The sequence below is a fragment of the Streptomyces sp. CT34 genome (assembly GCF_000805335.1).
Taxonomy (GTDB): Bacteria; Actinomycetota; Actinomycetes; order Streptomycetales; family Streptomycetaceae; genus Streptomyces.
The window spans coordinates 7,813,434-7,827,525 of sequence record NZ_KN708638.1; the positions used below are offsets into that span (position 1 = coordinate 7,813,434).

At 70.6% G+C, this 14,092-nt stretch carries 1 protein-coding gene; it reads left to right on the plus strand.

Going from position 1 to position 14,092, the window contains the following annotated elements; translation table 11 throughout:
- Positions 1-17: 17 nt before the first annotated feature.
- On the plus strand, positions 18-14,092 hold a 14,075-nt coding region (locus RZ84_RS38560), incomplete at its 3' end, for a type I polyketide synthase (protein ID WP_157878983.1).

Sequence of the window (14,092 nt, forward strand, 5' to 3'; positions counted from 1 at the left end):
AAGCGAGGGTTTTCACCATGGCTGATGAGACCAAGTACCTGGACTACCTCAAGCGCGCGACCTCCGACCTGAGGGCGGCCAAGCGACGCATTCACGAGTACGAGGAACGAGCCAGCGAGCCGATCGCCATTGTGGGTGTGGGGTGCCGTTTCCCGGGTGGTGTGGTGTCGCCGGAGGGGTTGTGGGAGCTGGTGGTGTCGGGCACGGATGCGGTGTCGGGTTTTCCGACCGACCGTGGCTGGGATGTTTCGGAGCTCTTCGACGAGGATCCGGAGGCGGTGGGCAGGTCGTACGCCCGCGAGGGCGGTTTCGTGCGGGATGCCGGCTTGTTCGACGCGGATTTCTTCGGGATCAATCGGCGTGAGGCGTTGGCGATGGATCCGCAGCAGCGGTTGTTGCTGGAGTGCTCGTGGGAGGCGGTCGAGCGGGCGGGGATGGATCCGCTGGGGCTTCGGGGGAGCAAGACCGGTGTCTACACCGGCCTGATGCACCACGATTACAGCCCTGCCATCGACGCCGTCCCTGCCGAGATGGAGGGATACGTCGGCAACGGCAGCCTCGGCAGTGTGGCGTCGGGCCGGGTGGCCTACACGCTGGGCCTGGAAGGCCCCGCCGTCACCGTGGATACGGCGTGCTCGTCGTCGCTGGTCGCGGTGCACATGGCGGTCAACGCACTGCGGGCGGGGGAGTGCTCGCTGGCATTGGCGGGTGGCGCCACGATCATGTCCACACCTGGCCCGTTCATCGAGTCCAGCCGCCAGCGCGGCATGTCACCCGACGGCCGCTGCAAGTCCTACTCCGACTCCGCCGACGGCATGGGCTGGGGCGAGGGCGTGGGTGTGCTGGTGCTGGAGCGGTTGTCGGATGCGGTGGCTGCGGGGCGTCGGGTGTTGGCGGTGGTGCGTGGGTGCGCCGTGAACCAGGACGGTGCGTCCTCGACGCTGACGGCACCCCGAGGCCCGGCGCAGCGGGCGGTGGTCGAGCGGGCGCTGGCAGCCGCGGGGGTTGAGCCGGGTGATGTGGATGTGGTCGAGGGGCATGGGACGGGGACCCGGTTGGGGGACCCGATGGAGGTCTCGGCGCTGCAGGCGGTGTATGGGCGTCGTCGTGGTGCGGGGGTGGGTCCGTTGTGGTTGGGTTCGGTGAAGTCGAACATCGGGCATGCGCAGGCGGCTGCCGGGGTGGCCGGGATCATCAAGGTGGTCGGTGCGTTTGCGCATGATGTGTTGCCGGCGACGTTGCATGCGGGACGGCCGTCTTCTGCGGTGGAGTGGGATGGTGGCGGTGTCGAGCTGTTGCGGGAGGCGCGGCCGTGGGAGCGGGATCCGCAGCGTCCGCGTCGGGCGGGCGTGTCCTCGTTCGGCATCAGCGGCACCAACGCGCATGTGATTCTGGAGGAACCGCCGGTACCGGCCGAGCCGGTGGCGGATGGTGCCGCCGACATCGACGATGCCGGCTCCGTCGTGTGGCGGTTGTCGGCGAAGTCGTCCGTGGCGTTGCGTGCGCAGGCCGCCCGCATGGGCGAGTACGTCGCGGCTTCCTCGGACGCTGACAGCGTGGCGGGGCTTCGGCGGATCGCCACCGCGTTGGATGGCCGGAGCCGTTTCGCGCATCGGGCGACGATCATCACCACGCCGACCGAGAACGCTCCCGAGGTAAAGGCGGGTGTCGTGCGGGCGTTGGAGACGCTGGCCTTTGACGAGGGTCTGGCGTTGGAGGGGCCTGCTTCGGCCCGGGCGGTGGATGCGGGCACCGGGTTGGTTACGGGTGGTGCTGGGGCTGGTTCGGGTGTGGTGTGGCAGTTCTCCGGTCAGGGGACGTTGCGGCCGGAGGGCCTTGGCCGGCTGTGGGAGGTCCCAGACCTGGCACCGCACCTGGATGCGGCCGTGGCGGTGATGGATGAGTTCGCCGGTTTCCCGGTGCGGGAGGTGCTGGTAGGCGGTGCCGGGGATCTGTCGCGGACGGGGTATGCGCAGGTGGCGCTGTTCGTGGTGCAGGTGGCGTTGGTGGGCTGGCTGCGCGAGCGGGGGCAGCGCCCGGATGCGGTGATGGGGCATTCGGTGGGTGAGTTCGCCGCGATGTGGGCGGCCGGGGTGTGGGAACTGGCCGACGCGGCGGCGTTGGTGGCCGAGCGAGCCCGGCTGATGGAAGCCCTCCCCGACGGCGGCGCGATGATCGCCGTCCACGCCACCGCTGAGGAGGTCGAAGCCCAGCTGGCTTTTGCTCCCCGGTCAGCGATTGCGGCGGTCAACGGGCCGGAGAGCACGGTGCTTTCGGGTCCGGAGGACGAGGTGTCGGCGGTGGCCGAGTTCTTCCGCAGTCAGGGGCGTAAGACGAGTCGGCTGCGGGTCTCGCACGCCTTCCACTCCCCGCTGATGGAACCGGCCGCCGCCGAATTCCGCACGTTCGCCGAGCGGTTCAGCTTCCGTGAGCCGAGCGTGCCGTTCTACTCCACCCAGACCGGTACCCAGGCCACCACGGTGGACGCGGAGTACGTGGCCACACACATCACCAACCCGGTGCTCTACCACCAGGCACTGACCGCCGTCGCCGAGCCGACGGACATGTTCGTGGAGGTCGGCCCGGACACCACCCTGACCGCCCTTGCCCGCACGGCCCGCCCACAGGCGGCGGCGATACCCCTGCTCACAGCGGCCTCGGACACGACCCCGACCCACACCCTCACCCTCGCCCTGCACACCCTCACCCACGGCCAGACGCCCGAGCCGTCCCCGGCCGGTTCGACGTCGACGAACACCACGCCCCCGTACACCGACCTGCCGACCTACCCCTTCCAGCGCACGCACTACTGGCTGACGCCCGCCCAGAGGGCGCACGCGAGTCTGTCGGCGGCTGAGCATCCGTTGCTGGACGGGATGACGGAGTTGCCGGGTAGTGGGGCGGTGTTGTTCACGGGTCGGGTGAGTGTCAGGTCGCATCCGTGGCTGGCGGAGCATCGGGTGCATGGCCGGGTGCTGGTGCCGGGGACGGCGTTGGTGGAGCTGGCAGCCTGGGTGGGTACAGGGCTCGAAGTGCCGGCCGTGGACGAGCTGGTGGTCAAGGCTCCGGTCGTCCTGGACGACGACGAGGCGCTGGTGCTCCAGGTACTCGTGGGCGCCGTAGAGGAGTCCGGCACGCGCACCCTCACTGTTCACAGCCACCCCGCCTCCGGCAGCGACCCCGTCGAGTGGACCGAGCACCTGACCGGAGTGCTGGCGCCGGAATCGGGGACCGCACCGAAGAAGTGGGAGGCCCGCCCGGGCTCCACCACCTCGATGGACGGTCTGTACGAGCGGCTTGCCGACTTCGGGCTGGACTACGGTCCGTTGTTCCGTGGGCTGCGGTCGGTGGCGCGGGACGGCCGGACGGTGGTCGGCCGGGTGGAGATGGACGAGGCATACGAGAACGCCGCCGGGTTCGCCTTGCATCCCGCGCTGTTCGACGCCGCCCTGCACACCATCGCCGCCACCGCCGAGCACGACAGGGGGGACGAGCCCCAGGCCATCCGCCTCCCCTTTGCCTGGAAAGGCGTCCGTGTCCACGGCGCCGCGGAGCGCGCCGTCCGCGTCTTGGTCCGGCAGCTGTCACCGCAGTCGTACGGCCTGCAACTGCTGTCGACCGAAGGCGAACTGGTCGTATCCGTCGAGGAGTTGACGGTTGCGGAGGTGACCGCGCAGCAGATAGCGGCTGCCGGCGCGCACAGAGCTGGGCAGCCCCTGCTGGTCCCTGTCTGGCGGCCCGCGGCTCTGACGGCCCCGGCCGAGTCCGACCGTTGGTCGAGTGTGGGTTTCGACGGCGAGATCGGGTTCGGCTCCGCGGATTCGCTGGAGGCGGCTGTGGGGGCCGGGGCCAGGGTCGTGGTGTATGGACTCGGGTCGGCTGCCGACGGGGATGGGGTGTTGTGGCCGACCGCCGGTGCGGTGCACGAGGCGGTCGGTGAGGCGCTGGATGTGGTGTGCCGTTGGCTGGCGGTGGCGTCGGAGGATCAGCGGCTGGTGGTGGTGTCGCGGTGGGCGGCCGGGGTGGAGGGCGACCCGGTCGTGGATCCGGCATCGGCGGCGGCGTTGGGGTTGTTGCGCAGTGCGCAGGCGGAACACCCGGGCCGCATCGCGTTGGTGGACGTGGATGACGATCCTCGCTCCTGGCAGGCGTTGACGCGCGTGCCGTTCGCCGCCGAGCCGCAGAGCGCGATACGCGAGGGCACCCTGAAGGTCGCCCGCCTGGTGGCCGCGCCAGAGCAACAGGCCGTGAGTGAGGCACCGTTCGGTTCGGGCACGGTGCTGGTCACCGGTGCCGGGGGCCAGTTGGGGCGGGTGATCGCACGCCATCTCGTGGTGACACACGGCGTGCGCGACCTACTGCTGCTGAGCCGGTCGGGCACGGCATCGACGTCGGTGACCGGCCTGCGGGACGAACTCTCCGAGCTGGGCGCCCAAGTGGCAGTGGCCGCCTGCGACGTTGCCCATGGCGACGAGGTGCGCTCCGTTCTGGCCGGCTACGACGGTGACATCACCGGAATCGTCCACTCGGCGGGTGTGCTGGATGACGGGTTCGTTGAGTCGCTGACGGCGGAGCGGGTGTCGGCGGTGCTGCGCCCGAAGGTGGACGCAGTACTCAACCTGCACGACGTCGCCAACGAACTCGGCCTCGACCTGGCGAACTTCGTCGTCTTCTCCTCCGCCGCGTCCCTTCTCGGCTCGCCGGGCCAGGGGAGTTATGCGGCGGCGAACGCGTTCCTGAACGAGTTTGCGCGGGTCCGGTCGGCTGCGGACGTGCCGACGCTGGCGTTGAACTGGGGCCTGTGGGAGGCGTCCGGAGGCGACGCGGGTATGGCTTCCGGGCTGTCGGCGGAGGACCTCGCGCGGCTCCGCAGGTCGGGCTTTGTCCCACTCGCGGTGGAGGACGGGCTTGGTCTGTTCGACCGGGCGCTGGCGGGTGGGGCTCCCGTGGTGGTGCCGATCGGGCTGGACCGTCCGGCGTTGGGAAGATCAGCCGAAGTGCCTGCCGTGCTAAGGGAGTTGGTGCCGTCATCAGCACGCGCCGGACGCCGCAACGGTCACCGCGAGGACAGGGGGTTTGTGCAGCGGCTGCGGGGTCTGGATGCGGCGGAGCGGCGTGAGCGCGTGCTGGAGCTGGTGATCGGTGCGGCCACGGGTGTGCTGGGCCGCTCGGCCGATGCGGCAATCGACGCCGACGTGTCGTTCTCGGGTCTGGGCTTCGACTCGCTGACCGCGCTGGAGTTGCGCAACCGGCTGGGCGGAGCGGTCGGTCAGACACTCTCGGCGTCGTTGATCTTCGACTACCCCGACGCCCGAAGCCTGACCGACTACCTCCTCGAACTCCTCGCCGCCGAGGAACCGTCAGCCCCCGTGCAGGTGACGCCCCAGACCGCGACGGACGACGAGCCGATCGCCATTGTGGGTGTGGGGTGCCGTTTCCCGGGTGGTGTGGTGTCGCCGGAGGGGTTGTGGGAGCTGGTGGTGTCGGGCACGGATGCGGTGTCGGGTTTTCCGACCGACCGTGGCTGGGATGTTTCGGAGCTCTTCGACGAGGATCCGGAGGCGGTGGGCAGGTCGTACGCCCGCGAGGGCGGTTTCGTGCGGGATGCCGGCTTGTTCGACGCGGATTTCTTCGGGATCAATCGGCGTGAGGCGTTGGCGATGGATCCGCAGCAGCGGTTGTTGCTGGAGTGCTCGTGGGAGGCGGTCGAGCGGGCGGGGATGGATCCGCTGGGCCTTCGGGGGAGCAAGACCGGTGTCTACACCGGGTTGATGTACCACGACTACGGCACGCGGATCCCGGAGTACCCCGCTGATCTCGAAGGCTTCGTCGGCACGGGTGTCGCGGGCAGTGTGGCGTCGGGTCGTGTGGCTTACACGCTGGGTCTGGAAGGACCGGCACTGACGGTGGATACGGCGTGCTCGTCGTCCTTGGTTGCGGTGCATATGGCGGTCAATGCGCTGCGGGCGGGGGAGTGCTCGATGGCGTTGGCGGGCGGTGCCACGATCATGTCCACCCCCGGTGCCTTCATCGAGTTCTCGCGGCAGCGGGGGCTGTCGCCGGACGGCCGGTGCAAGGCGTTCGCGGAGGAGGCCGATGGTGTCGGCTGGGGCGGGGGCGGGGGCGTGCTGATGCTGGAGCGGTTGTCGGATGCGGTGGCTGCGGGGCGTCGGGTGTTGGCGGTGGTGCGTGGGTGCGCCGTGAACCAGGATGGTGCGTCCTCGACGCTGACGGCGCCGCGGGGTCCGGCGCAGCGGGCGGTGGTCGAGCGGGCGCTCGCAGCCGCCGGTGTCGAGGCCGGTGACGTGGACGTCGTCGAGGGCCATGGGACGGGGACCCGACTCGGGGACCCGATGGAGGTCTCGGCACTGCAGGCGGTGTATGGGCGTCGTCGTGGTGCGGGGGAGGGGCCGTTGTGGTTGGGTTCGGTGAAGTCGAACATCGGGCATGCGCAGGCGGCTGCCGGGGTGGCCGGGATCATCAAGGTGGTCGGTGCGTTTGCGCATGATGTGTTGCCGGCGACGTTGCATGCGGGACGGCCGTCTTCTGCGGTGGAGTGGGATGGTGGCGGTGTCGAGCTGTTGCGGGAGGCGCGGCCGTGGGAGCGGGATCCGCAGCGTCCGCGCCGGGCGGGCGTCTCGTCCTTCGGCATCAGCGGCACCAACGCACACCTCATCCTCGAAGAACCCCCGCGGCCTGTCGAGTTGTCGGCCGAGGGCGATGCCGACGATGGCGATCCCCTCGTGTGGCGGTTGTCGGCGAAGTCGTCCGTGGCGTTGCGTGCGCAGGCCGCCCGCATGGCCGACTTCTTGGCAGACACGCCTGACGCGCAGGGCCTATCCGGTTTGCGTGGGATCGGCGCGGCGTTGGATGGCCGGAGCCGTTTCGGGCGTCGGGCGACGATCGTTGCGACGCCGGGTGAGGATGCCGTCGAGGTGCGGGCCGGTCTTGTGCGGGCGTTGGAGACGCTGGCCTTTGACGAGGGTCTGGCGTTGGAGGGGCCTGCTTCGGCCCGGGCGGTGGATGCGGCCACTGGGTTGGTTACGGGTGGTGCTGGGGCTGGTTCGGGTGTGGTGTGGCAGTTCTCCGGTCAGGGGACGTTGCGGCCGGAGGGTCTTGGGCGGTTGTGGGAGGTCCCGGACCTGGCACCGCATCTGGATGCGGCTGTGGCGGTGATGGATGAGTTCGCCGGTTTCCCGGTGCGGGAGGTGCTGGCCGGCGGTGCCGGGGATCTGTCGCGGACGGGGTATGCGCAGGTGGCGCTGTTCGTGGTGCAGGTGGCGTTGGTGGGCTGGCTGCGCGAGCGGGGGCAGCGTCCGGATGCGGTGATGGGGCATTCGGTGGGTGAGTTCGCCGCGATGTGGGCGGCCGGGGTGTTGGAACTGGCTGACGCGGCGGCGTTGGTGGCCGAGCGAGCCCGGCTGATGGAAGCCCTCCCCGACGGCGGCGCGATGATCGCCGTGAACGCATCTCCGCGTGAGGTGGAGGAGCAGTTGGCAGGGCTGTCGCGCTCGTCCGTCGCGGCGGTCAACGGGCCGGAGAGCACGGTGCTTTCGGGTCCGGAGGACGAGGTGTCGGCGGTGGCCGAGTTCTTCCGCAGTCAGGGGCGTAAGACGAGTCGGCTGCGGGTCTCGCACGCCTTCCACTCCCCGCTGATGGAACCGGCCGCCGCCGAATTCCGCACGTTCGCCGAGCGGTTCAGCTTCCGTGAGCCGAGCGTGCCGTTCTACTCCACCCAGACCGGTACCCAGGCCACCACGGTGGACGCGGAGTACGTGGCCACACACATCACCAACCCGGTGCTCTACCACCAGGCACTGAACGCCATCGCCGAGCCGACGGACATGTTCGTGGAGGTCGGCCCGGACACCACCCTGACCGCCCTGGCCCGCACGGCCCGCCCACAGGCGGCGGCGATACCCCTGCTGGCCTCCGCCCCGAACACTGCCCCCGGCCACACCCTCACCCTCGCCCTGCACACCCTCACCCACGGCCAGACGCCCGAGCCGTCCCCGGCCGGTTCGACGTCGACGAACACCACGCCCCCGTACACCGACCTGCCGACCTACCCCTTCCAGCGCACGCACTACTGGCTGACGCCCGCCCAGAGGGCGCACGCGAGTCTGTCGGCGGCTGAGCATCCGTTGCTGGACGGGATGACGGAGTTGCCGGGTAGTGGGGCGGTGTTGTTCACGGGTCGGGTGAGTGTCAGGTCGCATCCGTGGCTGGCGGAGCATCGGGTGCATGGCCGGGTGCTGGTGCCGGGGACGGCGTTGGTGGAGCTGGCAGCCTGGGTGGGTACAGGGCTCGAAGTGCCGGCCGTGGACGAGCTGGTGGTCAAGGCTCCGGTCGTCCTGGACGACGACGAGGCGCTGGTGCTCCAGGTACTCGTGGGCGCCGTAGAGGAGTCCGGCACGCGCACCCTCACTGTTCACAGCCACCCCGCCTCCGGCAGCGACCCCGTCGAGTGGACCGAGCACCTGACCGGAGTGCTGGCGCCGGAATCGGGGACCGCACCGAAGAAGTGGGAGGCCCGCCCGGGCTCCACCACCTCGATGGACGGTCTGTACGAGCGGCTTGCCGACTTCGGGCTGGACTACGGTCCGTTGTTCCGTGGGCTGCGGTCGGTGGCGCGGGACGGCCGGACGGTGGTCGGCCGGGTGGAGATGGACGAGGCATACGAGAACGCCGCCGGGTTCGCCTTGCATCCCGCGCTGTTCGACGCCGCCCTGCACACCATCGCCGCCACCGCCGAGCACGACAGGGGGGACGAGCCCCAGGCCATCCGCCTCCCCTTTGCCTGGAAAGGCGTCCGTGTCCACGGCGCCGCGGAGCGCGCCGTCCGCGTCTTGGTCCGGCAGCTGTCACCGCAGTCGTACGGCCTGCAACTGCTGTCGACCGAAGGCGAACTGGTCGTATCCGTCGAGGAGTTGACGGTTGCGGAGGTGACCGCGCAGCAGATAGCGGCTGCCGGCGCGCACAGAGCTGGGCAGCCCCTGCTGGTCCCCGTCTGGCGGCCCGCGGCTCTGACGGCCCCGGCCGAGTCCGACCGTTGGTCGAGTGTGGGTTTCGACGGCGAGATCGGGTTCGGCTCCGCGGATTCGCTGGAGGCGGCTGTGGGGGCCGGGGCCAGGGTCGTGGTGTACGGACTCGGGTCGGCTGCCGACGGGGATGAGGCGTTGTGGCCGACCGCCGGTGCGGTGCACGAGGCGGTCGGTGAGGTGCTGGATGTGGTGTGCCGTTGGCTGGCGGTGGCGTCGGAGGATCAGCGGCTGGTGGTGGTGTCGCGGTGGGCGGCCGGGGTGGAGGGCGACCCGGTCGTGGATCCGGCATCGGCGGCGGCGTTGGGGTTGTTGCGCAGTGCGCAGGCGGAACACCCGGGCCGTATCGCGTTGGTGGACGTGGATGACGATCCTCGCTCCTGGCAGGCGTTGACGCGCGTGCCGTTCGCCGCCGAGCCGCAGAGCGCGATACGCGAGGGCACCCTGAAGGTCGCCCGTATCACCCCGAGCCAGGGGCAACGGTCCCTGGAACCGAACCCCTTCGGTTCGGGCGCGGTGCTGGTCACCGGTGCCGGGGGCCAGTTGGGGCGGGTGATCGCACGCCATCTCGTGGTGACACACGGCGTGCGCGACCTACTGCTGCTGAGCCGGTCGGGCACGGCATCGACGTCGGTGACCGGCCTGCGGGACGAACTCTCCGAGCTGGGCGCCCAAGTGGCAGTGGCCGCCTGCGACGTTGCCCATGGCGACGAGGTGCGCTCCGTTCTGGCCGGCTACGACGGTGACATCACCGGAATCGTCCACTCGGCGGGTGTGCTGGATGACGGGTTCGTTGAGTCGCTGACGGCGGAGCGGGTGTCGGCGGTGCTGCGCCCGAAGGTGGACGCAGTACTCAACCTGCACGACGTCGCCAACGAACTCGGCCTCGACCTCGCACGTTTCGTGGTCTTCTCCTCGGCCGCCGCGGTACTGGGCGGTCCCGGTCAGGGCAGCTATGCGGCGGCGAACGCGTTCCTGAACGAGTTTGCGCGGGTGCGGTCGGCCGCGGGGGCACCGACGCTGGCGTTGGACTGGGGCCTGTGGGCGGCGTCCGGGGACGACGGGATGGCCTCCGGGCTGTCGGCGGCGGACCTGGCACGACTGCGCCGGTCGGGCTTTGTCCCGCTCGCGGAAGAGGAAGGGGTGGCGCTCTTCGACCGGGCGCTGGCGGGCGGTGCTCCGGTCGCGATGCCGCTCGGACTGGACCGGTCGGCGTTGGGAAGCGCACCTGAAGTGCCCTCATCCCTGCGGGAGTTGGTGCCGGTCTCTGCGCGTTCCAGGCACCGGATCGGTCAAGGTGAGGACAGGGGGTTTGTGCAGCGGCTGCGGGGTCTGGATGCGGCGGAGCGGCGTGAGCGCGTGCTGGAGCTGGTGATCGGTACGGCCACGGGTGTGCTGGGCCGCTCGGCCGATGCGGCAATCGACGCCGACGTGTCGTTCTCGGGTCTGGGCTTCGACTCGCTGACCGCGCTGGAGTTGCGCAACCGGCTGGGCGGAGCGGTCGGTCAGACACTCCCGGCGTCGTTGATCTTCGACTACCCCGACGCCCGCAGCCTGACCGACTACCTCCTCGAACTCCTCGTCGGCACAGAGGCCGGGGCAGACACCGAAACCGCACGGCCCGCCGCTACGGTGGCAACGGGTGCCGACGAGCCGATCGCCATCGTGGGTGTGGGATGCCGTTTCCCCGGCGGTGTGGTGTCCCCGGAGGGTCTCTGGGGACTGGTCGCGTCGCAGACCGACGCCGTGTCGGGCTTTCCGGTCGACCGTGGCTGGGATGTCTCGGAGCTCTACGACGAGGACCCGGACGCGGCGGGCAAGTCGTACGCCCGCGAGGGTGGCTTCGTGCACGGCGCGGGCCTCTTCGACCCCGACTTCTTCGGGATCAACCCCCGCGAGGCCCTGGCGATGGATCCGCAGCAGCGGCTGTTGCTGGAGTGCTCGTGGGAGGCGGCCGAGCGGGCGGGCATGGATCCGCTGGCGCTGCGTGGCAGCAAGACCGGCGTCTACACCGGCCTGATGTACCACGACTACGGAACCGAGCTCACCGCATGCCCTACGGACGTCGAGGGCCTGGTGGGTACCGGTGTCGCGGGCAGTGTGGCGTCGGGCCGTGTGGCTTACACGCTGGGTCTGGAAGGACCGGCACTGACGGTGGATACGGCGTGCTCGTCGTCCTTGGTTGCGGTGCATATGGCGGTCAATGCGCTGCGGGCGGGGGAGTGCTCGATGGCGTTGGCGGGCGGTGCCACGATCATGTCGACCCCACGCGCGTTCATCGAGTTCTCGCGGCAGCGGGGGCTGTCGCCGGACGGCCGGTGCAAGGCGTTCGCGGAGGAGGCCGATGGTGTCGGCTGGGGCGAGGGCGTGGGCGTGCTGATGCTGGAGCGGTTGTCGGATGCGGTGGCTGCGGGGCGTCGGGTGTTGGCGGTGGTGCGTGGGTGCGCCGTGAACCAGGACGGCGCGTCCTCGACGCTGACGGCACCCCGAGGCCCGGCGCAGCGGGCGGTGGTCGAGCGGGCGCTGGCAGCCGCGGGGGTTGAGCCGGGTGATGTGGATGTGGTCGAGGGGCATGGGACGGGGACCCGGTTGGGGGACCCGATGGAGGTCTCGGCGCTGCAGGCGGTGTATGGGCGTCGTCGTGGTGCGGGGGTGGGTCCGTTGTGGTTGGGTTCGGTGAAGTCGAACATCGGGCATGCGCAGGCGGCTGCCGGGGTGGCCGGGATCATCAAGGTGGTCGGTGCGTTTGCGCATGATGTGTTGCCGGCGACGTTGCATGCGGGACGGCCGTCTTCTGCGGTGGAGTGGGATGGTGGCGGTGTCGAGCTGTTGCGGGAGGCGCGGCCGTGGGAGCGGGATCCGCAGCGTCCGCGTCGGGCGGGCGTGTCCTCGTTCGGTATCAGCGGCACCAACGCGCATGTGATTCTGGAGGAACCGCCGGTACCGGCCGAGCCGGTGGCGGATGGTGCCGCCGACATCGACGATGCCGGCTCCGTCGTGTGGCGGTTGTCGGCGAAGTCGTCCGTGGCGTTGCGTGCGCAGGCCGCCCGCATGGGCGAGTACGTCGCGGCTTCCTCGGACGCTGACAGCGTGGCGGGGCTTCGGCGGATCGCCACCGCGTTGGATGGCCGGAGCCGTTTCGCGCATCGGGCGACGATCATCACCACGCCGACCGAGAACGCTCCCGAGGTAAAGGCGGGTGTCGTGCGGGCGTTGGAGACGCTGGCCTTTGACGAGGGTCTGGCGTTGGAGGGGCCTGCTTCGGCCCGGGCGGTGGATGCGGGCACCGGGTTGGTTACGGGTGGTGCTGGGGCTGGTTCGGGTGTGGTGTGGCAGTTCTCCGGTCAGGGGACGTTGCGGCCGGAGGGCCTTGGCCGGCTGTGGGAGGTCCCAGACCTGGCACCGCACCTGGATGCGGCCGTGGCGGTGATGGATGAGTTCGCCGGTTTCCCGGTGCGGGAGGTGCTGGTAGGCGGTGCCGGGGATCTGTCGCGGACGGGGTATGCGCAGGTGGCGCTGTTCGTGGTGCAGGTGGCGTTGGTGGGCTGGCTGCGCGAGCGGGGGCAGCGCCCGGATGCGGTGATGGGGCATTCGGTGGGTGAGTTCGCCGCGATGTGGGCGGCCGGGGTGTGGGAACTGGCCGACGCGGCGGCGTTGGTGGCCGAGCGAGCCCGGCTGATGGAAGCCCTCCCCGACGGCGGCGCGATGATCGCCGTCCACGCCACCGCTGAGGAGGTCGAAGCCCAGCTGGCTTTTGCTCCCCGGTCAGCGATTGCGGCGGTCAACGGGCCGGAGAGCACGGTGCTTTCGGGTCCGGAGGACGAGGTGTCGGCGGTGGCCGAGTTCTTCCGCAGTCAGGGGCGTAAGACGAGTCGGCTGCGGGTCTCGCACGCCTTCCACTCCCCGCTGATGGAACCGGCCGCCGCCGAATTCCGCACGTTCGCCGAGCGGTTCAGCTTCCGTGAGCCGAGCGTGCCGTTCTACTCCACCCAGACCGGTACCCAGGCCACCACGGTGGACGCGGAGTACGTGGCCACACACATCACCAACCCGGTGCTCTACCACCAGGCACTGACCGCCGTCGCCGAGCCGACGGACATGTTCGTGGAGGTCGGCCCGGACACCACCCTGACCGCCCTTGCCCGCACGGCCCGCCCACAGGCGGCGGCGATACCCCTGCTCACAGCGGCCTCGGACACGACCCCGACCCACACCCTCACCCTCGCCCTGCACACCCTCACCCACGGCCAGACGCCCGAGCCGTCCCCGGCCGGTTCGACGTCGACGAACACCACGCCCCCGTACACCGACCTGCCGACCTACCCCTTCCAACACACCCACCACTGGCTCACTCCGACCCCGCATAAGGAGAAGGAGACCGAGCCCCAGAGAGATGACGACCATTTCTGGAAGCTGGTCGAGTCGGGCGACACGGAGGCGCTTGCCAGCGAACTGGCGTTGAACGATGGCGAGTCGGTGTCGGCGCTGAAGGCGTTGCTGCCGGCGCTGGCGCGCAGGCTGGAGCAGGCGGGCGGGCGCGGTCAGGACAGCGCACGGCTGCTGTCCCGTACCTGGCACCCCTACGTCGGCTCGGCGCGGATACGCCCTCCGGCGCGCCGACGCTGGGTGCTGGCCGGGCCGGTCGACGGAGCGGCCCCCGCGCTCGCCGGGCGGATCGCGGCGACGCTGGGCGATCTGCTGGTCGCCGGGCCGGTCGCCGGTACGCCCGATGAGCTCGACACGGCGGCGAGGGAGTACCCCGACGCGGGGCTGCTTCTCCTCGCCGACCAGGCAAGCGGACCGCTGCCCGCGCCGGGCGCCTTCGCCGGCCGAGCCGTGGTGCTGACGAGCGGAGCCGTGCGGACCTCGGAGCGTGACGCGCTGCCCGCTCCGGGCGCGCTGCTGGACTGGGCGCAGGCGTCGGCGGCCGACGACGTCAGCGCGGTGATCGACGTGCCGCACGATGCCGACGAGCGTGCCTTGGGACGGCTGGCCGAGGCGCTGGGTGCGACGACCGTGGAGCCGTGGCTGGGGGGGCCGGGCCCGGGGAC